At 71.1% G+C, this 23,939-nt stretch carries 19 protein-coding genes; 11 read left to right on the top strand and 8 right to left on the bottom strand.

Annotation, left to right across the window (positions count from 1 at the left end; genetic code table 11):
• The 4 genes from VFA06_RS04955 to VFA06_RS04940 all read right to left on the bottom strand — a co-directional run.
• Window positions 1-1,029 (bottom strand): ABC transporter permease (locus VFA06_RS04955; RefSeq protein ID WP_324839195.1); only part of this gene is annotated, 1,029 nt, incomplete at its 3' end.
• Window positions 1,022-2,056, bottom strand: a complete 1,035-nt coding sequence (locus VFA06_RS04950) for an ABC transporter permease (protein WP_414639825.1) — start codon at window positions 2,054-2,056, stop codon at window positions 1,022-1,024. The genes VFA06_RS04950 and VFA06_RS04955, both read right to left, overlap by 8 nt.
• A 35-nt stretch (window positions 2,057-2,091) precedes the next feature.
• Window positions 2,092-3,678 (bottom strand): sugar ABC transporter ATP-binding protein, encoded by a 1,587-nt coding sequence (locus tag VFA06_RS04945; RefSeq protein ID WP_349260051.1) that lies wholly within the window; start codon window positions 3,676-3,678, stop codon window positions 2,092-2,094.
• Between the two features lie 275 nt (window positions 3,679-3,953).
• Window positions 3,954-4,979 (bottom strand): LacI family DNA-binding transcriptional regulator, encoded by a 1,026-nt coding sequence (locus VFA06_RS04940; RefSeq protein ID WP_349260049.1) that lies wholly within the window; start codon window positions 4,977-4,979, stop codon window positions 3,954-3,956.
• A 274-nt stretch (window positions 4,980-5,253) separates the two neighbouring features.
• Here VFA06_RS04940 and rhaI point away from each other — a divergent pair, with 274 nt between their 5' ends.
• From rhaI to VFA06_RS04910, 6 genes are read left to right on the top strand one after another with little or no spacing between them, the layout of a single operon-like run.
• Window positions 5,254-6,420, top strand: a complete 1,167-nt coding sequence (gene rhaI, locus VFA06_RS04935; protein ID WP_324839192.1) for an L-rhamnose isomerase — start codon at window positions 5,254-5,256, stop codon at window positions 6,418-6,420.
• Window positions 6,417-8,498 (top strand): bifunctional aldolase/short-chain dehydrogenase, encoded by a 2,082-nt coding sequence (locus VFA06_RS04930; protein WP_324839191.1) that lies wholly within the window; start codon window positions 6,417-6,419, stop codon window positions 8,496-8,498. Before rhaI ends, VFA06_RS04930 begins: the two co-directional genes overlap by 4 nt.
• Window positions 8,495-9,895 carry a rhamnulokinase family protein gene (locus tag VFA06_RS04925; protein WP_324839190.1) on the top strand — a complete coding sequence of 467 codons (1,401 nt, stop codon included), beginning with the start codon at window positions 8,495-8,497 and terminating at the stop codon, window positions 9,893-9,895. The genes VFA06_RS04930 and VFA06_RS04925 overlap by 4 nt, the downstream gene beginning before the upstream one ends.
• Window positions 9,886-10,605, top strand: coding sequence for a (Fe-S)-binding protein (locus VFA06_RS04920; protein WP_324839189.1), 720 nt, complete (start codon window positions 9,886-9,888; stop codon window positions 10,603-10,605). Before VFA06_RS04925 ends, VFA06_RS04920 begins: the two co-directional genes overlap by 10 nt.
• A complete protein-coding gene (locus tag VFA06_RS04915; protein ID WP_324839188.1) occupies window positions 10,602-12,086 on the top strand; it encodes a lactate utilization protein B in 1,485 nt (494 codons plus the stop codon). Before VFA06_RS04920 ends, VFA06_RS04915 begins: the two co-directional genes overlap by 4 nt.
• Entirely contained in the window at window positions 12,083-12,733 is a 651-nt protein-coding gene (locus tag VFA06_RS04910; protein WP_324839187.1) for a LutC/YkgG family protein, read from the top strand. Before VFA06_RS04915 ends, VFA06_RS04910 begins: the two co-directional genes overlap by 4 nt.
• A gap of 50 nt (window positions 12,734-12,783) precedes the next feature.
• Here VFA06_RS04910 and VFA06_RS04905 read toward each other — a convergent pair whose 3' ends face one another.
• Entirely contained in the window at window positions 12,784-13,836 is a 1,053-nt protein-coding gene (locus VFA06_RS04905; RefSeq protein WP_324839186.1) for a LacI family DNA-binding transcriptional regulator, read from the bottom strand.
• 102 nt (window positions 13,837-13,938) lie between these two features.
• Between VFA06_RS04905 and VFA06_RS04900 the strand changes: the two genes are divergently transcribed.
• From VFA06_RS04900 to VFA06_RS04885, 4 genes are all read left to right on the top strand, one after another.
• Window positions 13,939-15,708: a cellulase family glycosylhydrolase gene (locus VFA06_RS04900; RefSeq protein ID WP_324839185.1), complete on the top strand. Its 1,770-nt coding sequence runs from the start codon at window positions 13,939-13,941 to the stop codon at window positions 15,706-15,708.
• Window positions 15,709-15,923: 215 nt separating this feature from the next.
• A complete protein-coding gene (locus VFA06_RS04895) occupies window positions 15,924-16,940 on the top strand; it encodes a zinc-dependent alcohol dehydrogenase family protein (protein WP_324839184.1) in 1,017 nt (338 codons plus the stop codon).
• Complete coding sequence (locus VFA06_RS04890; RefSeq protein ID WP_324839183.1) at window positions 16,937-17,062, top strand: hypothetical protein; 126 nt, start codon at window positions 16,937-16,939, stop codon at window positions 17,060-17,062. The genes VFA06_RS04895 and VFA06_RS04890 overlap by 4 nt, the downstream gene beginning before the upstream one ends.
• Window positions 17,059-17,826 carry an SDR family NAD(P)-dependent oxidoreductase gene (locus tag VFA06_RS04885; RefSeq protein WP_324839182.1) on the top strand — a complete coding sequence of 256 codons (768 nt, stop codon included), beginning with the start codon at window positions 17,059-17,061 and terminating at the stop codon, window positions 17,824-17,826. Before VFA06_RS04890 ends, VFA06_RS04885 begins: the two co-directional genes overlap by 4 nt.
• A gap of 7 nt (window positions 17,827-17,833) precedes the next feature.
• Here VFA06_RS04885 and VFA06_RS04880 read toward each other — a convergent pair whose 3' ends face one another.
• On the bottom strand, window positions 17,834-18,613 hold the full coding sequence (locus VFA06_RS04880; protein WP_324839181.1) for a maleylpyruvate isomerase family mycothiol-dependent enzyme: 780 nt from the start codon (window positions 18,611-18,613) through the stop codon (window positions 17,834-17,836).
• Window positions 18,614-18,766: 153 nt separating this feature from the next.
• Here VFA06_RS04880 and VFA06_RS04875 point away from each other — a divergent pair, with 153 nt between their 5' ends.
• Window positions 18,767-22,021 carry an ATP-binding protein gene (locus tag VFA06_RS04875; protein ID WP_324839180.1) on the top strand — a complete coding sequence of 1,085 codons (3,255 nt, stop codon included), beginning with the start codon at window positions 18,767-18,769 and terminating at the stop codon, window positions 22,019-22,021.
• Here the strand turns inward: VFA06_RS04875 and VFA06_RS04870 are convergent.
• Together VFA06_RS04870 and VFA06_RS04865 are read right to left on the bottom strand one after the other, a co-directional pair.
• The gene (locus VFA06_RS04870) at window positions 21,999-22,787 is read right to left on the bottom strand and encodes an ABC transporter permease (protein WP_324839179.1); all 789 of its coding nucleotides are present in this window, start codon (window positions 22,785-22,787) and stop codon (window positions 21,999-22,001) included. The two genes, VFA06_RS04875 and VFA06_RS04870, sit on opposite strands and share 23 nt — an antisense overlap.
• A complete protein-coding gene (locus tag VFA06_RS04865) occupies window positions 22,784-23,848 on the bottom strand; it encodes an ATP-binding cassette domain-containing protein (RefSeq protein WP_324839178.1) in 1,065 nt (354 codons plus the stop codon). The genes VFA06_RS04870 and VFA06_RS04865 overlap by 4 nt, the downstream gene beginning before the upstream one ends.
• Window positions 23,849-23,939: the final 91 nt, after the last annotated feature.

Raw genomic sequence — 23,939 nt, 5'->3', positions numbered from 1 at the left:
GGCCGCGGGCGTTCGGGCCCGTCGTCGGCGCAACGCCTCGGAGATCTGCCGCCCGGCGCGCGGCCCGAGCACCGAGGCGATCAGCAGCAGGCCGGTGACGATGGTCTGCGAGTCGGCCGAGACGCTCTTGAGGCTCAGCAGGTTCTGCACGGTGCCCAGCAGGAACACTCCGGCTACCGCGCCGCCGATCGTGCCGCGCCCGCCGTCGAAGTCGATGCCGCCGAGCAGCACCGCGGCGATCACGGACAGTTCGAGGCCGGTGGCGTTGTCGTAGCGGGCGCTGGTGTAGTGCAGCGCCCAGATCACTCCGGCGCCGCCGGAGACCAGCCCGGTGACGGCGAACATGATCAGCTTGGTGCGCTTGACCCGCACCCCGGCGAAGAACGCCGCCTCGGGGTTGGCGCCGATCGCGAACAGCCTGCGGCCGAACGGCGTGGCGTGCAGCACGATCGCGGCGACGGCCAGCAGCACGAGGTAGAGCACGAAGATGTTCGGGATCGCGGTGCCGCCGATGCGCCCGGTACCGAAGTCCAGGTAGCTCTGCGGGAAGTCGGAGACCGCGTTCGCGCCGAGCACGATCTGCGCGACGCCGCGGAACAGGGCCAGGGTGCCGATCGTGACCGCGAGCGAGGGCAGGCCGAGCCGGGTGACCAGCAGCCCGTTGAGCAGGCCGCCGGCCAGGCCGACCAGCAGGCACACCGGGATGATCAGCTGGATCGGCCAGTTCGCGTTCCACAGCGCGCCCATCAGCGCCCCGGACAGGCCCGCCATCGAGCCGACGGACAGGTCCACCTCCCCGGCGGCGACCAGCAGCGTCATCGGCAGGGCGACGATCGCGATGGTGGTGGTGTTGCCGAGCAGGAAGGAGATGTTCAGGGTGTTGCCGAAGGTGCTCTCGGTGCTCAGGCCGTAGGCCACGAGCAGCACCAGCAGCGCGGCGACGGCGATGTCCCAGCGCGGGTGCAGGGCGCGCCTGCGTGGCCCGAGGCCGGGGCCTGCGGCCGTAGCGGACAGTCCACGGTCAGCCATGATGCGGGCTCCTCTCGCGCAGCGCGCTGGTGACGCGCCCCGCCACGATCCGGTCGACGGCGATGGCGACCAGGAGCAGGAAGCCGTCGATCGCCTCCTCCCAGACCGAGCTGACATTCAGCGCCGGCAGCACGCTGTTGATCGAGGTCAGCAGCAGGGCGCCGAGGGCCGCGCCGTACACGCTGCCCACTCCCCCGGTCATCGCGACGCCGCCGACCACGACCGCGCTGATCACGGTCAGTTCGTAGCCGCCGCCTGTGGTCGCGTCGACATACGCGAAGCGGGCGACGTACAGCGCTCCGGCCAGGCCGGCCAGCGCCCCGGCGAATATGTACGCTGCGACGACCCGCTTGCGCAGCCCGATTCCGGCCAGGCGCGCGGCCTGCGCGTTCGAGCCGATCGCGTAGAACTCCCGGCCGGAACGGTAGCGGGCCAGGTAGTAGCCGACGGCGACGGTCGCCGCGGCGGCGATGAGCGCCAGGTACGGGATGGGGCCGAGGCCGCCGTGCCCGAAGTCGGTGTAGCCGGCGGGCAGGCTCTGCGAGGTGATCTCGCGCGGACCGACCCAGATGGAGTCCAGGCCGCGCACGACGTAGAGCATGCCGAGGGTGACGACGAGGGCCGGCACCTGACCGAAGCTGACCAGCAGGCCGTTGACCAGGCCGAAGCCCGCGCCGAGCAGGATCGCGGCGGCCACCGCCCAGGCCGGGTTCGCGCCGCCGGCCAGCAGGTCTGCGGCGGCGAAGGCGCTGATGCCGAGCACGGAGCCGACGGACAGGTCCACGTTGCGGGTGATGACCACGACCGCCTGGCCGACCGCGACCAGCATCAGGATCGCCGCGTCGAGCAGCAGGTCCTTGATTCCCTGGCTGCTGAGGAAGCGGTGGTTGTCCAGCTCGGTGGCCAGCAGCAACAGCACCAGCACGACGAGGATCGCGGCCTGGCGGGCGCGGCCGATGAGGGCGACCAGGCGGCGCGGCGCGGTGTCGGCCACGGGCGCGGATGCGGTGCCTTCCGCCGCGGCCAGCGTCCGCGAGGTCCTGGGCGTCGCAGAAGTCGAGCTCACTGGGCCACCCCCGCGCCGCCCTGGCCCGCAGCGGGCTCGGATGCGGACCTGGCGCCGGTGGCGGCGGCCAGCACCGCCTCCTCGGTGGCGCCCTCGCGCGGCAGTTCGGCGGCGAGGCGTCCTTCGTGCATCACCAGGATCCGGTCGGCCATGCCGAGCACCTCGGGCAGGTCGGAGGAGATCATCAGCACCGCGACTCCGTCCGCGGCCAGCTGCGAGAGCAGCCGGTGCACCTGGGCCTTGGTGCCCACGTCGATGCCGCGGGTCGGCTCGTCCACGATCAGCACCTTCGGCGCGGTGGACAGCCACTTGCCGAGCACGACCTTCTGCTGGTTGCCGCCGGAGAGGGTGGCGACCGCGTCGGAAAGGCGGCCGTACTTGAGCTCCAGCCGGGCGGCCCAGTCCGCGGCGCGGCCGCGTTCGGCGGCGCGGCTGACCAGTCCGCCCCGGGTGAGCCCGCGCACCCCTGTCAGGGTGCTGTTGCGCTCGATGGAGTGCATCATCACCAGGCCCTGTGCGCGCCGGTCCTCGGGCACCAGCGCCAGCCCGGCCGACATGGCGGCGGAGGGAGATCCGGGGCGCAGGGTCCGGCCGTCGACCTGCACGCTGCCCGCGTCCCGGCGGTCGATGCCGAAGACGGCGCGGGCGACCTCGGTGCGTCCGGCGCCGACCAGCCCGGCCAGCGCGACGATCTCGCCGCGGCGCACTTGGAAGGAGACGTCGGTGAAGACGCCTTCGCGGGTCAGCCTGCGCACGTCGAGGGCGACCTCGCCGATCTGCGCGTCCTGCTTGGGGTAGAGCGAGTCCAGGTCGCGGCCGACCATGCGCCGCACCAGGTCGTCCGCGCCGAGGCCGGCGACCGGCTCGGTGGCGATCCAGCCGCCGTCGCGCAGTGTGGTCACCGTGTCGCACAGGTCGAAGATCTCGTCGAGCCGGTGCGAGATGAACAGGATCGCGGCGCCCTGCGCCTTGAGCGCCCTGGCCACCGAGAAGAGCCGGTCCACCTCGGCCGGGGTGAGCGCGGCGGTCGGCTCGTCCATGATCAGTACGCGGGCGTCGAAGGAGAGCGCCTTGGCGATCTCCACCATCTGCTGGTCCGCGATGGAAAGGCCGCGGGCCGGCTGGTCGGGGTCGAGCGCGACGCCGAGGCGGGCGAACAGGTCCGCGGTCCACCGGCGCACCTTGGCCCGGTCGATCCGGCCGAAGGACGTGCGCGGCTGGCGGCCCATGTAGATGTTCTCGGCGATCGACAGGTGCGGGAAGACGGTCGGCTCCTGGTAGATCACCGCGATCCCGGCGCCGCGCGCGTCGGCGGGGCCGTGGAAGACGGTCGGCTCGCCGTCCACGAGGACCCGGCCGCTGTCCGGACGCAGCACGCCGGCGAGCACCTTCACCAGGGTCGACTTGCCGGCGCCGTTCTCGCCGGCCAGCGCGTGCACGGACCCGGGGGCCAGAGCCAGCGAGACGGACCGCAGCGCGCGCACGGCGCCGAACGACACGCTCACCGCGTCGAGCGCGAGGATCGGCGCGGTCGGCGCCGCGGACGGACCAGAGCCCGGCGGCGCAGCGGCCGCCGCTTCCAGGTTCACCGCCTCGGGGCCGGCCGCGGTGCGGCTCACCTCGGTTGAATCGTTCACTCGTATCTCCACCTGGGCGCTTGGAGCGCGACTTGCCGCGGGTTTCCGGCCTTTAAACGTTTCATTCAACGTGCGAGCAACGTAAGACCGGGTTCACGGGCCCGTCAAGGGATGGGCGCGGCCCAGTTGGTCACGATGCGATCACGGGCGTGTCAGCGCAGGTCGGCGTATGGACCAGCCGCCCCCGGCTCACCAGACGATCGGCTCACCGGACTGGCGGCTCACGGACGCGAAGGGTGGCCGGTGGACTCGCGCGCGACCAGCTCGGGCTGAAGGACGACGCGCTGGTGGATGTGCGCGTCGGCGTCGTCGCCGGTCTCCTCAAGCAGCAGCGTCGCAGCGGTACGGCCCATTTCGACGGCGGGTTGACGCACCGACGTCAGCGGTACCGCAGCGGCCGCGGCGAACTCGATGTCGTCGTACCCGACGAGCGCGACGTCCTCAGGTACGGCGATTCCGGCGGCATAGAGGGCCTGGAGTACGCCGAAGGCGAGCAGGTCGTTCGCGCAGAACACGGCAGTCGGGCGGCGGGAGAGGGCGAGCAGCCGCGCTCCCGCCTCGCGGCCGGCGTCTACGTCGAGCCTGGGCACCTCAATGTGCGTGAGCGCGTCCTCGGGCAGCTCGCGGTCTTTCAAGGCGGCCAGCGCTCCGGTGCGCCGGTCGCGGCACTGCGCGAGGTGCATCGGTCCGCTCACGTAGGTCAGCGCGGTATGGCCCTTGTCCAGCAGGTGGTCGGCCGCGAGGTGGCCGCCGGCGACGTCGTCCACCGAGACCGAGCAGCACTCCCCCACCGGCGCGGAGCGGTCCACCAGCACGAACGGGATCTCGCGGCGGCGGAAGGCGGCGAGGTTCGCCCCGGTCGGGTCGGCCGGCGTGACGAGCACGCCGCGCACCCGCTGCTCGGCGAACAGGGACAGGTACTCGGCCTCCTCGGACGGGTCCTGCGCGCTGTTGCACAGCATCACCCCGAGGCCCGCGGCCCGCGCCTCGCGCTCGGCGCCCCTGGCCACCTGCACGAAGAACGGGTTGGCCATGTCGAGCACGAGCATCGCCACGATCCGGCTGCGCCCGGCCCGCAGCTGCCTTGCCGACTCGCTGCGCACGAAGCCGAGCAGGTCGATGGCGGCCTGCACTCGCGCTCGAGTCTGCTCGGAGACCAGGTCGGGCCGGTTGATCACGTTGGAGACCGTGCCGACCGACACGCCGGCCTGCCGCGCGACGTCCTTGATGCCCACCATGCGCGCCAAGGCAGCTCCTCACCAGGTCGTCCAGCTCATGCGCGCGCCCGCGTCCGGCGGGTCGCGTCCGCTCACATGGTAGGGCCGGACCCGGACCGGACCGGCCTTTTGAAAGGGTCAAAGCGAAAGAGGCCCCGTAGTCGGCCCGCGGCTCCTTGACAGGCTCGGGCACTGGATCTAGGTTGCGTCACTGAAACGATTCATGCAAGCGCGGCGCAATCGCGGCCTTCGCGACCCCCGATGCGCACCGGGCGGCTTTCGGCGACAGGGCAGGGTGACGGTGATGGGTGACCGGTCGACGGTCAAGGCGCGGCTGGCCGCGCTGCAAATCGAGCTGCCGTCGTGGGCGTTCGGCAACTCGGGGACCCGCTTCCGGGTCTTTCCGCAGCCGGGGGTGCCGCGCGATCCGTTCGAGAAGCTCGCGGACGCGGCGCAGGTGCACCGGTACACCGGGGCCGCGCCGACCGTGTCGCTGCACATCCCGTGGGACCGGGTGGAGGACTACGGCAAGCTCGCCGATCACGCCGCCTCGCTGGGCCTGCGCATCGGGATGATCAACTCGAACACCTTCCAGGACGAGGACTACAAGCTCGGCAGCGTCTGCCATCCGGACCCGAAGGTGCGCCGCAAAGCCTTGCGGCACCTGCTGGACTGTGTGGACGTGATGGACGCCACCGGCTCCTCCGCGCTCAAGCTGTGGTTCGCGGACGGCACGAACTATCCAGGTCAGGATGACATCGCGGCGCGCCAAGACCGGCTGTTCGAGGCGCTGACCGCCGTGTACGAGCGGCTTGGGGACGGGCAGCGGATGGTGCTGGAGTACAAGCTGTTCGAGCCGGCCTTCTACCACACCGACGTGCCGGACTGGGGAACTGCCTACGCCCACACGCTCAAGCTCGGCGAGAAGGCATCAGTGGTCGTGGATACGGGGCACCACGCGCCGGGCACCAACATCGAGTTCATCGTGGCGTTCCTGCTGCGCGAGCGGAAGCTGGGCGCGTTCGATCTGAACTCCCGCTTCTACGCCGACGACGACCTGATGGCCGGCGCGGCGGACCCGTTCCAGCTGTTCCGGATCGTGCACGAGGTGGCGCGCGGCGGCGGGTTGGAGCCGGACGCGAATGTGGCGTTCATGCTCGATCAGTGCCACAACATCGAGGAGAAGATCCCGGCGGTGATCCGCTCGGTGATGAACGTGCAGGAAGCAGTGGCCAAGGCGCTGCTGGTCGACGTGGACGCGCTGCAGACGGCGCAGCAGGCGGGCGACGTGCTCGGCGCCTATGAGGTGTTGATGGACGCGTACGACACGGATGTGCGCCCGTTGCTGGCTGAGCTGCGCGAGGAGCAAGGGCTCGACCCGGCTCCGGTCGCGGCCTACCGGGCTTCCGGCTGGCGGGAGCAGATCGTCGAGCAGCGCGTCGGCGGCACGCAGGCGGGGTGGGGAGCATGAGCGAGGCAGCGCAGGGCCCAAGCGCAACGAAGAACTCGAACACTGGCGCGCACGTCGTCCAGGAGCTGCTGGAGCGCTCCAACCGTCTGGGTTCTGATCCGCGCAACACGAACTACGCCGGCGGCAACGCGTCGGCGAAGGGCACCGCGACCGACCCGGTGACCGGTGCCGACACCGAGCTGCTGTGGGTCAAGGGCTCCGGCGGAGACCTGGGCACCCTGACGAAGGCGGGACTGGCGGTGCTGCGGCTGGACCGGGTGCGCGCGCTCGTCGACGTCTATCCGGGCGTAGAGCACGAGGACGAGATGGTCGCGGCGTTCGACTACTGCCTGCACGGCAAGGGCGGCGCGGCTCCGTCGATCGACACCGCGATGCACGCCCTCGTGGACGCCCCGCACGTGGACCATCTGCACCCTGATTCCGGGATCGCGCTGGCGACCGCCGCCGATGGCGAGAAGCTGACCGCGCAGTGCTTCGGCGAGACTGTCGTGTGGGTGCCCTGGCGGCGCCCCGGCTTCCAGCTCGGCCTGGACATCGCCGCGATCAAGCGGGAGAACCCGGACGCGATCGGCTGCGTCCTCGGCGGGCACGGCATCACCGCCTGGGGCGAGACCAGCGAGCAGTGCGAGGCCAACTCGCTGCACATCATCCACACCGCGCAGCGCTTCCTGGACGAGCACGGCAAGCCCGAACCCTTCGGCCCGACCAGCACGGGCTTCGAACCGCTGCCCGAGCCCGAGCGCCACGAGCGCGCCGCCGCGCTCGCACCGGTCATCAGGGGCCTGGCTTCGAGCGATCACCGGCAGGTCGGCCACTACACCGACAGCGAGGTGGTGCTCGACTTCCTCGCGCGCGCCGAGCATCCGCGCCTGGCCGCGCTCGGCACCTCGTGCCCGGACCACTTCCTGCGTACCAAGGTCCGGCCGCTCGTGCTCGACCTGCCCGCCACCGCCCCGCTCGAGGAGGCGATCGCGCGGCTGAAGGAGTTGCACGCCGCCTACCGCGAGGATTACGCCGCCTATTACGCACGGCACGCGGCGCCGGACAGCCCGGCGATGCGCGGCGCGGATCCGGCGATCGTGCTGGTGCCCGGCGTCGGCATGTTCTCCTTCGGCAAGGACAGGCAGACCGCGCGGGTGGCCGGCGAGTTCTACGTCAACGCGATCAACGTGATGCGCGGCGCCGAATCCGTGTCCGCCTATGCCCCGATCCCGGAGTCGGAGAAGTTCCGGATCGAGTACTGGGCCCTGGAGGAGGCCAAGCTGCAGCGGATGCCGAAGCCCAAGCCGCTGGCCGGCCGCATCGCGCTGGTTACCGGCGCGGGCAGCGGGATCGGCAAGGCGATCGCGCACCGGCTGTCGGCTGAGGGCGCGTGCGTCGTCGTCGCGGACGTCAACGCGCAGAGCGCCGCAGCGGTCGCCGAGGAGCTGGGCGGGCGCGACAAGGCCGTCGCGGTGCCCGCGGACGTCACCGACGAGCAGCAGATCGCCGCCGCGTTCCAGGCCGCGGCCCTCGCCTTCGGCGGCGTCGACCTGGTCGTGAACAACGCGGGCATCTCGATCTCCAAGCCGCTGCTGGAGACCACCGCCGGCGACTGGGACCTGCAGCACGACATCATGGCGCGCGGCTCCTTCCTCGTCTCCCGCGAGGCCGCGCGCGTCATGGTCGGTCAGGGGCTCGGCGGCGACATCGTGTACATCGCGTCCAAGAACGCGGTGTTCGCCGGGCCGAACAACATCGCCTACTCGGCCACCAAGGCCGACCAGGCGCACCAAGTCAGGCTGCTGGCTGCCGAGCTCGGCGAGCACGGCATCCGCGTCAACGGCGTCAACCCGGACGGCGTGGTGCGCGGCTCAGGGATCTTCGCGGGCGGCTGGGGCGCGAAGCGAGCCGCGGTCTACGGCGTGCCAGAGGAGAAGCTCGGCGAGTATTACGCCCAGCGCACCCTGCTCAAGCGCGAGGTGCTGCCCGAGCACGTGGCCAACGCCGTCTTCGCCCTGATCGGTGGCGATCTGAGCCACACGACCGGGCTGCACGTCCCCGTCGACGCCGGCGTCGCCGCCGCCTTCCTGCGATGAGCCAGAGCACCGACGGCGACGGCGCGAAGGCTTTCGCCGCGATCGACCTCGGCGCCTCCAGCGGACGGGTGATCCGGGGCGTGGTGGGACCGGGTCGGCTCGACGTGGTGGAGGTGCATCGCTTCCGCAACGAGCCGCGGTTCGTCCGTGAGGCGCTGCGCTGGGACTTCGCGGCGCTCGAGGCCGGGGCGCGCGAGGGTCTGCGGCTCGCCGGGCCGGTCGACGGGATCGGGATCGATTCGTGGGCCGTGGACTACGGCCTGCTCGACGCGGACGGCCACTTGATCGACGATCCGGTCCACTACCGGGACGCGCGCACGGATGGTGTGCCCGAGCAGGTCTTCAAGCTGATATCGGCGCAACGGCTGTACGAGCTGACCGGGATTCAGAACCAACCGTTCAACACCATTCACCAGCTCTACGCGACGCAGCAGAACGCGGAACTCAAGACAGCCGCGCGCATCCTGTTGATCCCGGATCTGCTGTCCTGGAGGCTGACCGGCGTCGCCGGGACCGAGGTCACCAACGCGTCGACGACCGGGCTGTTCGACACCGACGCGCGCTGCTGGTCCCGCGAGATCTTCGAAGCGCTCCACCTCGATTCCGACCTGTTCGCGCCGTTGCGTGGCCCGGGCGAACCGGCCGGTGTGGCGCGGGATTTCGCAGCGCCCGTGTTCACGGTCGGCTCGCACGACACCGCCTCGGCGGTCGCCGCCGTGCCCGCCGACGGCGAGAGCTTCGGCTACATCTCCTCCGGCACGTGGTCGCTGGTGGGTGTCGAGCTGAGCGCGCCGATCCGCACCGAGGCGTCGCGCGCCGCGAACTTCACCAACGAGATCGGCGTCGACGGCACGGTGCGCTACCTGCGTAACGTCATGGGGTTGTGGCTCTTGCAGGAGTGCCTGCGTGAGTGGGGGCGCGAGGGCGATCTGCCCGCGCTTCTCGGCGCGGCCGCGCAGGTTCCCGCGCGCCGAAGCCTGGTCGATGCGAGCGACCCGGTGTTCCTCGCCCCCGGCGGCATGCCGGAGCGCATCGTCGCCGCCTGTCAGCGCTCTGAGCAGCCGGTTCCGCGCGACCACGCGGAGATCGTGCGCTGCATCCTCGACTCGCTGGCCGAGGCGTACCGCACGTCGTTGATCGAAGCGGCCGAGCTGTCCGGGAGGCGCATCGACGCCGTGCACATCGTCGGCGGCGGTGCGCTTAACGAGCTGCTCTGCCAGTTGACGGCGGACGCGGTCGGGCTGCCGGTGTTGGCCGGTCCGGTGGAGGCCGCCGCGATCGGCAACCTGCTGATACAGGCGCGGGCGGCGGGAGCGATCGCGGGTGACCTCGCGGATTTGCGCGCGCTGGTGGCCCGCACGCAGCCGGTGCGCCGATTCGAGCCCTCATGCGGGTAGCCCTGTTCGTCACCTGCGTCAACGACCTGGCGTTCCCGCAGGCCGGGATCGCGACGGTAACGCTGCTCGAACGCCTCGGCGTTGAGGTGGAGTTCCCGGCGGCGCAGACCTGCTGCGGTCAGATGCACTACAACACCGGTTATCCGGATGAGGCGCGGCCGCTGGCGGAGAAGTTCGCCCGCGACTTCGCGGGATACGACGCCGTGGTCGCGCCCTCAGGTTCGTGCGCGGCGTTCGCCGAGCACATCCATCCCGAGCTGGCCCCGTCGGCGGTCGGCGGAACGCCTCCGGTCTACGAGCTGACCGCGTTCCTGACCGACGTGCTGCGCGTCGAGGACGTCGGCGCCTACTTCCCGCACCGCGTGGTCTACCACCCGACCTGCCATTCGAGTCGGCTGCTCGGCCTCGGCGAGCGGCCGCTGCGGCTGCTGCGCGCGGTGGAAGGGCTGGAACTCGCCGAGTTACCCGGAGCGGACGAGTGCTGCGGTTTCGGCGGGACCTTCGCGGTGAAGAACCCTGACGTCTCGACGGCCATGGGCCGGGACAAGCTCGCTCACGCGGTGGAAGCCGGGGCGCAGTTCCTCACCGCGGTGGACAACTCGTGCCTGATGCACTTGGGCGGCCTCGCGCGGCGCGTAGGCGAGCAGCTGACAACCATTCACCTGGCCGAGATCCTGGCCAGCAGCACGAGATCTGGATCGGGGCGATGAGCGGTACGTTCGTGGGTATGCCGGCGTTTCCGGTGGCGGCGCGGGCCTCGACGCGGGATGCGGTGTTGCGGGCGAACCTGGCCCGCGCGACCCACACCATCCGGCACAAGCGGGAGCAGGCGGTCGGGGAGCTGGCGGACTGGGAGGCGCTGCGCGCGGCCGGCGCCGCGATCAAAGACCGCACCCTGCGCCACCTGGATCACTACCTGCTGCAAGCCGAACAGCAGGTCACCGCCGCCGGCGGGATCGTGCACTGGGCCCGCGACGGCGAGCAGGCCAACCGGATCGCCGCCGACCTGATCCACGCCACCGGGCAGCGCGAGGTCGTCAAGATCAAATCCATGGCCACCCAGGAAATCGGCCTGAACGAAGCCCTCGCCGCCGCGGGCATCACCGCCTACGAGACCGACCTGGCCGAACTGATCGTGCAACTAGGCGGCGACCGCCCCTCCCACCTGCTGGTGCCCGCCATCCACCGCAACCGCACCGAGATCCGTCAGATCTTCCGCGAGCAGATGGGCGCCTGGGGGCGCCCGGCCCCGCAGGATTTGACCGACGATCCCGCCGCCCTGGCCGAGGCCGCGCGGGTGCACCTGCGCGAGAAGTTCCTGCGCGCCCAGGTCGCCGTCTGCGGCGCCAACTTCCTGATCGCCGAGACCGGCACCCTGGCCATCTTCGAATCCGAAGGCAACGGCCGCATGTGCCTGACCCTGCCCCACACCCTGATCGCGATCGTCGGCATCGAGAAACTCATCCCCACCTGGCGGGATCTGGAAGTGTTCAGCCAACTGCTGCCGCGCTCCTCCACCGCCGAACGCATGAACCCCTACACCAGCTTCATCACCGGCACCACCCACGGCGACGGCCCCCAAGCCTTCCACCTGATCCTGCTGGACAACGGCCGCACCCACGCCCTGGCCGACCCGATCGGCCGCCAAGCGCTGCGCTGCATCCGCTGCTCGGCCTGCCTGAACGTGTGCCCCGTGTACGAACGCGCCGGCGGACACGCCTACGGCTCGGCCTACCCCGGCCCCATCGGCGCCATCCTCACCCCCCAACTACGCGGCCTGACCAGCGCCCTGGACGCCTCCCTGCCGTATGCCTCCAGCCTGTGCGGCGCCTGCTACCAGGCCTGCCCCGTCGCCATCGACATCCCCCAAGTCCTCATCCACCTACGCGCCCAAGCCACCACCCGACCCGGACACCGCGCCGAACGCGCCGCGATGCGCGCCACCCGCTGGCTGATGCTGCGCCCCAAACCCTTCGCCGCCGCCGCCCGCCTGACCGCCCGCACCCGCCGCCTGCACCCCACACGCCTGCCCGGACCCGCCGCCGCCTGGAGCGCCACCCGCGCCCTACCCCGCGCGCCCGAGCAAACCTTCCGCGACTGGTGGGCCAAGAACCACACCCCACCGGCCCCGCGGGACACAACCACCCCGACACCCCGGCACGACACCCGGCAACAGCAGGAGGGCGCGTGAACGCCCGCGAGGAGATCCTCCAGCGCATCCGCACCGCGCTGCACGACGTACCCGGCGACGAACAACCCCAGGACGCCCCCGTCCCGCGCCACTACCTCACCACCCACACCCCCCAGGACCCGCACACCCTGGTCGAGCTGCTGGCCGGCAACCTGACCGACTACCGCGCCCACGTCCACCACACCACCCCCACCCAGCTACCCGCCACCATCGCCCACCTGCTCACCGCGCGCGGCGCCACCAGCCTCGCCATCCCCGCCGACCTCCCCGACAGCTGGCTGACCGCGCTGCCCCCCACCCTGCGCATCACCCCCGACACCCCACCCCTACCCCCCACCACCCTGGACCAGATCGACGCCGTCCTGACCGGCGCCTGCCTGGCCATCGCCGAAACCGGCACCCTGATCCTGGACACCGGACCCACCCAAGGCCGCCGAGCCCTCACCCTCATCCCCGACCACCACCTGTGCGTCATCCACACCCACCAGATCGTCGCCTCCCTCCCCCACGCCCTGCCCCGCCTTAACCCCACCCGCCCCCAAACCTGGATCTCAGGACCCTCCGCCACCAGCGACATCGAACTGAGCCGCGTCGAAGGCGTCCACGGACCCCGCCACCTCGACGCCATCATCGTCAACGGAGACTGAGGCGATGATCAAGCGGGCTTCGAGAAAGTTTCGCGCGGGCGCCCGCTGAGTCAGTGCTTCGGCGGCGCCGTGCTCGACCGCACGGTCAGGGTCGTGGCGATCTCCAGCCCGATCTGCGGCGCCTGCTCACCCCGGCCGAGCGTCAGCGCCAGCTCGGTCGCGGCCACCGCCATCTCGGTCAGCGGCTGGTGCACGGTCGTCAGTGGCGGGTCGGCCCACGCGACTACCGGCAGGTCGTCGAACCCGACCACGCTGAGATCCTCGGGGATGCGCAGCCCGGCGTCGCGAGCCGCCTGATAGGCCCCGACCGCTTGCAGGTCGTTCGACGCGAAGATCGCCGTCGGGCGCTCCGGCAGGGCCAGCAGCGTCCGCGCCGCCGAGCAGCCGCCCTCGCGAGTCAGGTCCGCGTGTACGACGAACCGTGATTCGGACGGCAGGCCGGCGGCCGCGAGCGCCGAACGGTAGCCGTCGAGCCGCGCCGCGCAGAACAGCACGTGTTCCGGCCCCGCGATCATCGCGATGCGCCGGTGGCCCAGCTCGATCAGGTGCCTGGCCGCCGCCCGGCCGCCGGACCAGTTGGTGGCGCCGACGAACGGCACGTCGTCCGGCAGTTCGGTGGTCGGATCGAAGACGACGAACGGGATGCCCTTCGCGGTCAGCTCCGCGCGCTCAGCCGCCGAGAGCTGCGCCACCGACAGCACGCACTTCGGCCGCCGCGAGACCGTGTCGTCCCAGCCCGGAGCGGAATCGTGCAGCCCGAATTCGGAGACCATCACCCCGACCCGGTGCTTTCGCGCCGCCCGCTCCACCCCGCGGATGATCTCCACCGCCCACATGCTCTCCAGCTCGCGGAATACGAGCTCGACGACGTTGCTGCGGTTCGATCCGGACGGCTTGCGGTACCCGTGCCGGTTGATCAGCTCCTCGATCAGCGCACGCTTCTCGGCGGAGACCCCTGACTTGCCGTTGAGCACCTTCGAGACGGTCGGCACCGAGACCCCGGCCGACTCCGCGATGTACGCGATCGTCACCGGCCGCGAGGAGTCGCCGGGAACGTTCTCCCGCCCCCGGTCGGCCGCGTCGTCAGGTCCGTGCTGCGCCAAGATCGCCTCCCGGGCCGGTGGTATTCGATTGCGTTCGATGTTACGTTCTCCCGCGCGCCGAGCGAAAGTTTCCCACCACCACTGTCTTGGAAGGTGCGCTCGATGACGAGTCTCGCACGGTTCCTCCCCCGCGAACGCCGATCCTCGCGACACGCCGCGCGGTTCACGGCGCTCGCCCTGACGATCGCGCTGCTTCCGGCGATGCCCGCCGTCTCTCACGCAGCGGCCGCTGCGACCACTGCCGCCACCGACGGTCCGGTCCTGCCCGCGCCTTCGAACGCTGCGATGGACGCCGTGGCCGCGATGCAGCCCAGCACGAACATCGGCAACACCCTGGACGCCATCCCAGACGAGACCTCGTGGGGCAATCCGCCGATCACCAAGGCGCTGTTCGACACCTACCGCGCGCAGGGCTTCCGCAGCGTTCGACTCCCGGTGACCTGGGATAGTCACAGCTCGGCCACGGCCCCCTACACGATCGATCCGGCCTTTCTGGCCCGAGTGAAGCAGGTGGCCGACTGGGCGCTCTCCGACGGGCTGTACGTCGTGATCAACGTGCATCACGACTCGTGGGAGTGGATCTCCAACATGACCACGGACCACGACAACGTCCTGGCCCGCTTCGACGCGCTGTGGACGCAGATCGCCGCCGAGTTCAAGGGCGAGCCGCGCAAGCTGCTGCTCGAGAGCGTCAACGAACCGCAGTTCAACAACGCCACCGACGCCCAGAAGGCGCAGTTCATGGACGAGCTCAACAGCTCGTTCGTCAACATCGTGCGCCAGTCGGGCAGCCGGAACGCGACCCGCCTGCTGGTGCTGCCCACCTTGGGCGACACGCCGGATCAGACGTTGATGGACAACCTGTCCGCCGAGATGGCCGCGCTCAAGGACCCGAACCTGGTCGCCAGCGTGCACTACTACAGCTTCTGGCCGTTCAGCGTGAACATCGCCGGATTCACCACGTTCAACGCGCAGACGCAGCAGGACCTGCTCGACACCTTCGGCAGGCTGTACAACACGTTCATCGCCAAGGGCATCCCCGTCTACATGGGCGAATACGGCCTGCTGAACTACCCCGACTACACCAACCCGAACAACATCGTCGAGCCCGGCGAGGCGTTGAAGTACTTTGAGTTGCTCGGCTACGAGGCGCGGATCAACCACGTCACCACCGCGCTGTGGGACGCGGGCAACTACCTCAATCGCAACACCCTGCAATGGCGCGTCCCCACGCTGATCGACCAGATCAAGTCAGCCTGGCGCACCCGCTCCGGCACGGCGGCCTCCGACCTGCTCTTCGTGCCGAAGTCCGCTCCGATCGCCGCCCAGACCGTCGCCCTGAACCTGAACGGCACCGAGTTCCGCTCACTGCAGGTGAACGGCGAGGAGCTGCGCAAGGGCCGGGACTACGCCGTCTCCGGCGACCAGCTCACCCTCACCGCCGCCACGCTCAGCTCGCTCGTCGGCGACCGAGCATACGGCGTCGACGCGACCCTGGACGTCCGCTTCTCCAAGGGTGTGGCGTGGCAGATCCACGTGATCAGCAACGACACCCCGGTGCTCGCCGCCGCCACCGGCACCACCAGCGCCTTCGAGATTCCGACCCAGTTCAACGGGGACGTGCTGGCGACCATGGAGGCCAAGTACGACGACGGTAGCAACGCCGGGCCTGCCAGCTGGACCTCCTACCAGCAGTTCACCACCGCCTTCGCGCCCGACTACCCGAACAACGCGATCGCCCTGACGCCCGCGTTCTTCAACTCCCTCACCGACGGTGCGCGCGTCACGCTCACCTTCCACTTCTGGAGCGGCGCCCTGGTGACCTACCACGTGACCAAGACCGGCACCGCGGTCACCGGCACCACCGGCTGATCACGCCGCCCAGCCGGCCGGTCGGTCGGCTGCTTGCCCAGCTGGCCGGCCGACTGGTCGGCCAGCTGGGCGATACGCGCGGCGCCCGACCGTACGCCGCCCGCGTCGCGTCAGGGATGCCCTGCCAGTACACCTTTCATCAGAGACTCCCTGTCCGGCGATGAAGCGGGTTTTCTGGGTAAGGGTGGACCGCTCAAGACATATGGAGGACGACTATGCGCGGCGTCGTGATGCACGCACCTGGTGACGTGAGCGTCGAGGACCTCAAGGATCCTGCGATTACCGCCCCGACCGATGCGATCATCCGCCTTTCGGCGACTTGTGTGTGCGGCTCGGACCTGTGGCCGTATCGCGGGTCCGATCAGGTGACCCAGCCCACCCCAATGGGCCACGAATACGCCGGCATCGTCGAGGAGGTGGGCGACGAGGTCAGGAATGTCAGTCCCGGACAGTTCGTGGTCGGCTCGTTCTTCGCCTCGGACAACACCTGCGAGATCTGCCAGGCCGGATACCAGACCTCCTGCGTACACCGCGAACCGGTCCGCGGGGCGCAGGCGCAGTACCTGCGCGTGCCGCTAGCCGACGGCACCCTGGTGGCCACGCCCGAGGTCCCCGACGCCGACCTGGTCCCCAGCTTCCTGGCCGCCTCCGACGTGCTGGGCACCGGCTGGTTCGCCGCGGTCGCCGCGCAGGCCGGTCCCGGAAAGACGGTAGCGGTCGTCGGCGACGGCGCGGTCGGGCTGCTCGGGGTGCTGGCCGCCCGGCAGCTCGGGGCCGAGCGGGTCATCGCGATGAGCCGGCACGCGCCCCGGCAGAAGCTCGCCCTCGAGTTCGGCGCCACCGACATCGTCACCGAGCGCGGCGACGATGGCGTGGCGCGGATCAAGGAGCTGACCGGCGGGCTTGGCGCACACTCGCTGATCGAGGCGGTCGGCACGCAGGAGTCGATGATGCAGGCCATCCGCTCCACCCGGGCGGGCGGGCACGTCGGGTACGTGGGCGTCTCCCACGACGTCGCGCTCGATGGCCGGGAGCTGTTCTACTCCCACGTGCACCTGCACGGCGGGCCGGCTCCGGTGCGCGCTTACCTGCCCGAGCTGATCGACCTGATCTGGAGGCGGTCCATCGAGCCGGGCAGGGTCTTCGACCTCGAAGTCCCGCTCGACGAGGCCGCCGAGGCGTACCGCGCCATGGACGAGCGCCGGGCCATCAAGGCGCTGCTGCGTCCGTGAGCGGCAACGCGGTGCCCCAGAACCTCATGACTCGCCTCGCGATCTGGGAGGGTCCCGGCCCTGACGCCGGTGCGGAGACCGTCTGGGGCGAGCACGTCACCGACGATGAATACGGATCATGATGCGCGTCTTCATCACCGGCTCCGTCGACGGGCTCGGCCGCGCCGCCGCCAGCACTCTGATCGAGGCCGGGCACGAGGTGGTGCTGCACGCCCGCAGCACCGCCCGGGCCGGTGACTTCGGCGAGCTGGCGAAGCGCGCGGCCGCCGTGGTCGTCGGCGACCTCTCCAGCGCGCGCGAGACCCGCGAGGTCGCCGACCAGGTCAACGCTGTCGGGCCGATGGACGCGGTCATTCACAATGCCGGCGTCTATACCAGCTCTAGACGCGTCGCCACCGCGGACGGACACGCGCAGACCCTCGCCGTCAACGTCCTCGCACCGTACATACTCACCGCGTCCATCCGCCGCCCGGCGCGGCTGGTCTACCTCAGCAGCGGCATGCACCGCGGTGGTGACGCCTCGCTGCGTGACCTCGACTGGACCGCGCGGCGCTGGAGTTGGATGCAGGCCTACTCGGACAGCAAACTGTTCGTCACCGCGCTCGCGCTCGCTGTCGCGCGCCGCTGGCCTGAAGTGTTCAGCAACGCGGTCGACCCCGGGTGGGTGCCGACGAAGATGGGCGGCCGCGGGGCGCCGGACGACCTCGAACTCGGTCACCGCACTCAGGAATGGCTCGCCACCAGCGAGGATCCCGACGCGAAGGTCAGCGGCGGCTACTGGTTCCACCAGCGCCGCCAGGACCCGGCGCCGGCCGCAGCCGACGAGGACTTCCAGGACCGGCTGCTGCTCGAGCTCGCTCAGCTGACCGGAGTTCGTCTGCCCTAAGCGATGCTCACTCCGGCTCCCAGGCGAAGAGCTGGTCGAAGATGCGGCGGTCGCCGTCTACCTTCAGGGCGTCCGTTGGAATGCGGCCGTACAGGAAAAGAACCAGGTCGCTGGCCGTGCCTTGGGCGGAGGCATGGGCAGCGGCCGGGTCGGCGGCGGTGCCGGGGTCGGCCAGGCGGGCGGCGCGGGCGCCGTCGGCGGAGAGCCAGAGACGCCAGGAACGGCCTTCGGTCGCGTGATAGTCCACGACGGCGGGTTCGTGCGGCCAGGGATCCGTCGTCGCGCAGCAGGTGAACTGGAAGTCCTCGACGCCGTCGAGCGCCACCTCGTCCGGCAGCGGCTGGGCGGCGCCCGCGGTCAGCTGCGCGTCGTAGGTGTGCACCGCGACTTCCTGGAGCTGGTGCCGGGCGACGGCGCCGCAGGTCTTGGGCGACTGCGACGTGCCCCACCACGTCCAGCAGCCGCGATCCGGTCCGGCCTGCCGTAGCGCCTCCAGGAGCAGGCCCGTCGATTCAGCCAACCAGGCCAGCAGCGCCTCGCGCTCCCGGGGCGCGGGCGTGGAGTCCTGCGGCGCGGCTTTGCTGGTAGCTTCGGGCCCCGCGGCGACGGTGGCGGCCCAGGCGCGGCGGCCCACTCCGATGTGCTGCGCCAAGTCGAACAGCGTCCAGTCGGGGCAGGTGGGCACCTGCGCGTCGAGGCTGGGCGCGGCGGCGATCGCGGCGCGGAAGGCGGTCGCGCGCTCGTCGATCCATCGCAGCAGGTCGGGGAAGTCCAGAGTGTTTTGCACCCCGGTTGTCTACCATCACCCCGGGCCGCAGGACAGCGATTTTCCCGCCGGCCCGGCGGCGGCCGCGGGTTCCCGTTGGCGGTCCGGGCCGCGACGCAGCTGTCAGCGCTCGACGCTGAGATCGCCGGCGCGGCGACCGGCTAACCTGCTGCGGTGAGCGTTGAGCTGGTCCTCTTGCCGCGAGTGGCGTTTCGCGGACGCGAGATCGCCGGATCCCGGTTGGGCGGCCTGCTCGCGCTGCTCGCCGACGACCTGCGCGCGGGCTGCAGCACGACGCGGCTGGTCGAGGGGCTGTGGCCGGAGGAGCAGCCGGAGCATCCGACGAGGGCGCTTCAGGTGCTCGTTTCCCGGGCGCGGGCGCAACTGGGCCCGGACGTCATCGCCAGCACACCTGTCGGCTATCGGCTCACTCTGACGGACGAGCAGGTCGATGCCGCCGCGGTGCTCACGCGCGCATCGGCCGCCGCGCGGTGCGCCCAAGCCGGCGACTACGCGGGCACGCTCGCACGGGCCGAGGCCGGTCTAGCGCTCTGGGACGCGGCGCCGAACGGGGCAGCCGAGTTCGGTGATCCGCTGTCCGAGCTTCGCGCGGCGCGCGCTTCCACGTACGCGGCTCTGGTGCGAGCCCGCGCGCTGGCGCTCTCCCGCCTCGGCCGGCACGCCGAGGCCGCCGAGGTTCTCACGGTCCTGATTCGAGACCATCCACGCGACGAGGAGGTCTTGGCGCAGCTGTTGCTGTGCGAGGCTGCGACCGTTGGCCCCTCCGCGGCGCTGGTCAGATACGACGCCTACCGACGTGGGCTGCGCGAGCAGTTGGGCAGCGAGCCCGGCGCGGAACTGCAGCGGGCGCATCGGCAACTGCTGGAACGCGAAAGGCCCGTCGTCCGGCGCGGCATTCCGCACGAGCCCAACGCGCTGCTCGGCCGAGACGGCGACATCGCCGCGGTGATCGAGCTGCTGCACTCCTCCCGGGTCGTCTCGATCATCGGGCCCGGCGGCCTGGGCAAGACCAGGCTCGCGAACGCCGTCGCCTCCCGAGCCCCGCAGCGCGTTGTCCACCTGGTCCCACTCGCCGGGGTCACCGCGGACGGCGACGTCATCGACGAGGTCTCATCCGCTCTCGGCGCCGGCGAGAGCGGGCGCGCGCCGGTGGGCGGCTACGGCGGGTCGACGGACGCGGTCGCCGGCATCGTGGCCGCGCTCGGCCCCGGACCGGTGCTGCTGGTTCTGGACAACTGCGAACACGTCATCCACGGCGCCGCGGAGTTGGTGCGCGACCTGGTGGCGATGAGCCGGGATCTGCGGATCCTGACGACCAGCCGAGCGCCGCTCGGACTTTCGTCAGAGTCCGTGTACCTGCTGCCCGAGCTCAACCTGGTGACCAGCGTGGAGCTGTTCCGGCAGCGGGCCAGCGCCGCGCGACCTGGGGCCGATCTGCCCGAGGAGACGGTGCGAGAGCTGTGCGGCCGGCTTGACGGGCTGCCGCTGGCGGTGGAGCTGGCGGCGGCTCGGGTGCGGGTGATGTCGGTGGCCGAAATCGCCCGGCGCCTGGACGACCGGTTCGCCTTGCTGCGCGGATCCGCGCGTGACGCCCCGGAGCGGCATCGCACCCTGCACGCGGTCGTCGACTGGAGCTGGCACCTGCTCGCGCCGGACGGCCAGGCGGCGATGCGCGCCTTGTCGGTCTTCCCGGGCGGATTCACGGTCGACGCGGCGCAGTACCTGCTGGGCGGGGGCGACGTAGCCGTCGTGGACGATGTAGCCATTGCAGACGACGTAGACGTGCTGTCCGTCCTGGAGCAGCTGGTCGGCCAATCGCTGCTCCAGACAGCGGATGCCGCGTCGGGAACGCGTTTCCGGATGCTTGAATCCGTCCGCGAATACAGTGCGGCACGCTGCCGGGAGGCCGGCGAGAACGACCTGGTAGTGAGCCGGTTCCTCGCCTGGGCCCGCGATTTCGGCAAGGCGCACCATGAGTCGATCCTCGGGCCGGACATGGTCACCTCGGCGACGCGGGCCAGGGACGAGCAGGAGAACCTGCTGCTGGCGCTGCGGCTCGGGATCGAGCGCGGCGACGGCGCGTCCGTCGCGGCGGCTTTCTCCGTGCTCAGCGCGCTGCGGATGTTCGAGGCCGACTTCGCGCGCCTGGCCGCGCTGATCGGGCAGAGCGCGGGGCTTCTCTCGCACCTGCGGCTAGAACCGGATCTGGTCGAGCTCGGCCGGACCGCCACGGCGCTCGGTGCCGTCAGCGCCCTGATTCTCCAGCATCCCGCCGCGACCCGCATTCTGGTGGGCCTGCGGCGGCTGCCCGCAGCCCCGCCCGACACGCCGGCGCGGGCGATCGCGGCCGTGCTCACCGCCCTCGCCGAGTCGCGCGGCGAGTTGCTCCCGACACTTCGGCTGCTGTGCGACAGCGACGAGCCGCTGCTGAACGCGATGGCGAACTCCGTGGCCAGCTTCGTGTACCAAACCGTCAACGATCCGGAAAGCGCGCTGAAGGCGGCGCGGCGGACACTGACCGCATTCGACGGCTACGAGAAGCAGTTCCCGTGGTTCCGGTTGGCGACGCACAGCCGGATCGGCGAGCTGTGCATGGATCTGGGCCGCGGCGACGAGGCGCACGAACATTTCGCGGCGACGCTCTCGATGGTGGACGAACTCCCGGAGCTCAACGCGTTCCAGACCGGATCCAGCGCCTCCCGGATCCGCAGCGCGATGGTGTTCGTCAATCTGCAGCGCAACGCCCTCGACGAGGCAGAGCGTTGGCTGGAGCTGACCCTGCGCGAAGACGGGGACGAGGGCGCCGGGCTGCCGATGTTCGGCATCGTGGCCCGGGCGCAGATCCTGCTGGCCCGCGGCGAAACCGAGGCCGGACTGCGCCTGTGGCGCCAGGCCGTCGACGCGCTGCGGGAGCCGCAGGTCCAAGCCCGCACCCGCGAGCTGGTTCACACGCAGACCTGGACTCTCGACGTCGAGGCGATGGCCGTGGTCGCGCACGCGCAGGAAGGACAGCTCGCGCTGATCGGGCAGCTCGCCGGCCGCGTTCCGCGAGCCGCCGTGAAACTGATCCTTGACGCCGTCGAAGGCTCGGCGATGTCGTACTCGGACTTTCCGTTGTGCGGCCGGCAGCTGCTCGCCCTCGCCCTGCTGGATCTCGACCGCGGCCGGCGGACCGGTGACCCGCGCGCCACCAGGTCGGGCGCTCGGATGGTCGCCCTGGCGGAACGTTTCCACGTGCAGTCGGCGACGCCGAACGACCGGATTCGCCGACTGGCTGAAGAAGCAGACCAGCCGGCGTACGCCGAAGCGGTCTCGGCGTGCGCCGGCCTTGACGCCGACGCCCTGCGTGCGGCCGCGGCCGCGGCCGTGCGGGCACGGGATCAGTTCACCGGACCGCGCCCTTCCTGAACAGCGCGCCCGCCCAGAAGTATCCGAGCACTGCGAGTCCGACGCACCAGGCGACCGCGATGATGCCGCTGTGCCCGATCGGCGTGCCGGTCAGCAGCCCGCGCAGGGTGTCGATGACCGGGGTGAACGGCTGGTTGTGCGCGAACCAGCGCACCGGGCCCGACATGGTGCCGGTCGGGACGAAGGCGCTGCTGATGAACGGCAGCAACTGCACGATGAGCGTGAAGCCGCTGGTGCCCTCGGCGGTCGGGGCGGCCAGGCCGATCGCGACCGCGAGCCAGCTGAGCGCGAACGCGAGCAGCGCGACCAGGCCCGCGGCCGCGAGCCACCGGCCGGCGTCCGCGCTGGAGCGGTAGCCCATCAGCAGCGCGACTCCGATCAGCAGGACGCAGCTCGCGACGGTGCGGATCAGCGCGGCGACGACGTGCCCGGTCAGGACCGAGCTGCGGGAGATGGCCATGGTGCGGAAGCGGGCGATGATGCCCTCGGTCATGTCCCGGTTCACGGCCAGCGTCGTGGAGGAGGCTCCGTAGCCGATGCTCATCAGCAGGATGCCGGGCACGACGTAGTCGATGTACTTGCCGCCCGGTGGCGCCGCTCCGAGGCCGGCCCCGAGCGCGCCGCCGAAGACCCCGACGAAGAGCAGCAACAGCAGGGCGGGGATCGCCAGCGCCACGATGATGGTCACGGGGTAGCGCACGGAATACCGCAGATTGCGCTTGAGCATCGTTGCCGAGTCGCGGGCGGTGTAAGTAAGGGTGCTCATCGGACAGACTCCTTCTGCTCGGACGCGTTCTCGTTCGAGGTGGGTGCCGTGTTGTTGGTGGGTGCCGTGTTGTTGGTGGGTGCTGCGTCGTTGGTGGATGTGTTGTGGTCAGCGGACGCGGTGTCGGCGGCCGGGCGGCCGGTCAGGGCGAAGAAGACGTCGTCGAGGTCCGGGGTGTGCACGGACAGCGTTTCGGCCTCGATCCCCGCGTCGTCGAGCCGGGTGAGCAGGGCGCGCAGCGCGTGGATCCCGGCGTCGCCGGGCACGTTCAGCGACAGGCCGTCGCCCCGCGCGGCGCCGTCGAGGAGGCGTTCGGCCGCCGTCAGGGCGGCGGCGTCGGCGAACTGGAGCCGGACGTGACCGCCCGGGACGCGGCGCTTGAGCTCGGCCGGGGTTCCGGTCGCCACGATGCGGCCCTGGTCCAGCACGGCGATCCGGTCGGCCAGTTCGTCGGCCTCGTCGAGGTACTGGGTGGTCAGGAAGATGGTGACGCCGCGGCCGACCAGGCTCCGGACGATCTGCCACATGGTGCGGCGGCTGCGCGGGTCGAGTCCGGTGGTCGGCTCGTCGAGGAAGATCACCCGCGGGTCGCCCACCAGCGTCATCGCCAGGTCGAGCCGGCGGCGCATGCCGCCTGAGTAGGTCGCCGCCCGCTTGTCGGCCGCGTCGGCCAGCTCGAACTCGGCGAGCAGTTCGGCGGCGCGGCGGCGGCCTTCCGCGCGCGGCAGGTGGCGCAGGTCGGCCATCAGCTGCAGGTTCTCCCGGCCGGTGAGCAGGCCGTCCACGGCGGAGAACTGGCCGGTGACGCCGATCACCGCGCGCACGGCGTCGGGGTCGCGGGCCGGGTCGCGCCCCATGACCCGCGCCTCGCCGCCGTCGGCCCGCATCAGCGTGGACAGGATGTGCACGGTGGTGGTCTTGCCGGCCCCGTTCGGGCCGAGCAGGCTGAAGACCGTTCCCTCGGCGACGCTCAGGTCGATGCCGTCGAGCACGACCTTGTCGCCGAAGCATTTGCGCAGCCCGCTCGCCGTGATCGCCGGGCTGGAAGTTGTGGGTGACATCGCGCTCCCTCCGTGGACGCGGCCGGTGCGCCGCGCAGGGAGAGAGTGCGCGCTGGGGGATTCACCGCTGTTTCACGCCGCTTTCACGCGG

The sequence above is a fragment of the Actinocrinis sp. genome (assembly GCF_035653575.1).
GTDB lineage: Bacteria > Actinomycetota > Actinomycetes > Streptomycetales > Catenulisporaceae > Actinocrinis.
Note: the sequence above shows the minus strand (reverse complement) of the source record. Positions and strands in the feature narration are given on the sequence as shown.

Excerpts from the sequence above, each read along its gene's own strand:
- VFA06_RS04920 (WP_324839189.1), top strand. The coding sequence starts at position 9,886 with ATGCGGGTAGCCCTGTTCGTCACCTGCGTCAACGACCTGGCGTTCCCG.
- VFA06_RS04900 (WP_324839185.1), top strand. The coding sequence starts at position 13,939 with ATGACGAGTCTCGCACGGTTCCTCCCCCGCGAACGCCGATCCTCGCGA.
- VFA06_RS04930 (WP_324839191.1), top strand. The coding sequence starts at position 6,417 with ATGAGCGAGGCAGCGCAGGGCCCAAGCGCAACGAAGAACTCGAACACT.
- VFA06_RS04885 (WP_324839182.1), top strand. The coding sequence starts at position 17,059 with ATGATGCGCGTCTTCATCACCGGCTCCGTCGACGGGCTCGGCCGCGCC.
- VFA06_RS04895 (WP_324839184.1), top strand. The coding sequence starts at position 15,924 with ATGCGCGGCGTCGTGATGCACGCACCTGGTGACGTGAGCGTCGAGGAC.
- VFA06_RS04865 (WP_324839178.1), bottom strand. The coding sequence starts at position 23,848 with ATGTCACCCACAACTTCCAGCCCGGCGATCACGGCGAGCGGGCTGCGC.
- VFA06_RS04870 (WP_324839179.1), bottom strand. The coding sequence starts at position 22,787 with ATGAGCACCCTTACTTACACCGCCCGCGACTCGGCAACGATGCTCAAG.
- rhaI (WP_324839192.1), top strand. The coding sequence starts at position 5,254 with ATGGGTGACCGGTCGACGGTCAAGGCGCGGCTGGCCGCGCTGCAAATC.
- VFA06_RS04925 (WP_324839190.1), top strand. The coding sequence starts at position 8,495 with ATGAGCCAGAGCACCGACGGCGACGGCGCGAAGGCTTTCGCCGCGATC.
- VFA06_RS04915 (WP_324839188.1), top strand. The coding sequence starts at position 10,602 with ATGAGCGGTACGTTCGTGGGTATGCCGGCGTTTCCGGTGGCGGCGCGG.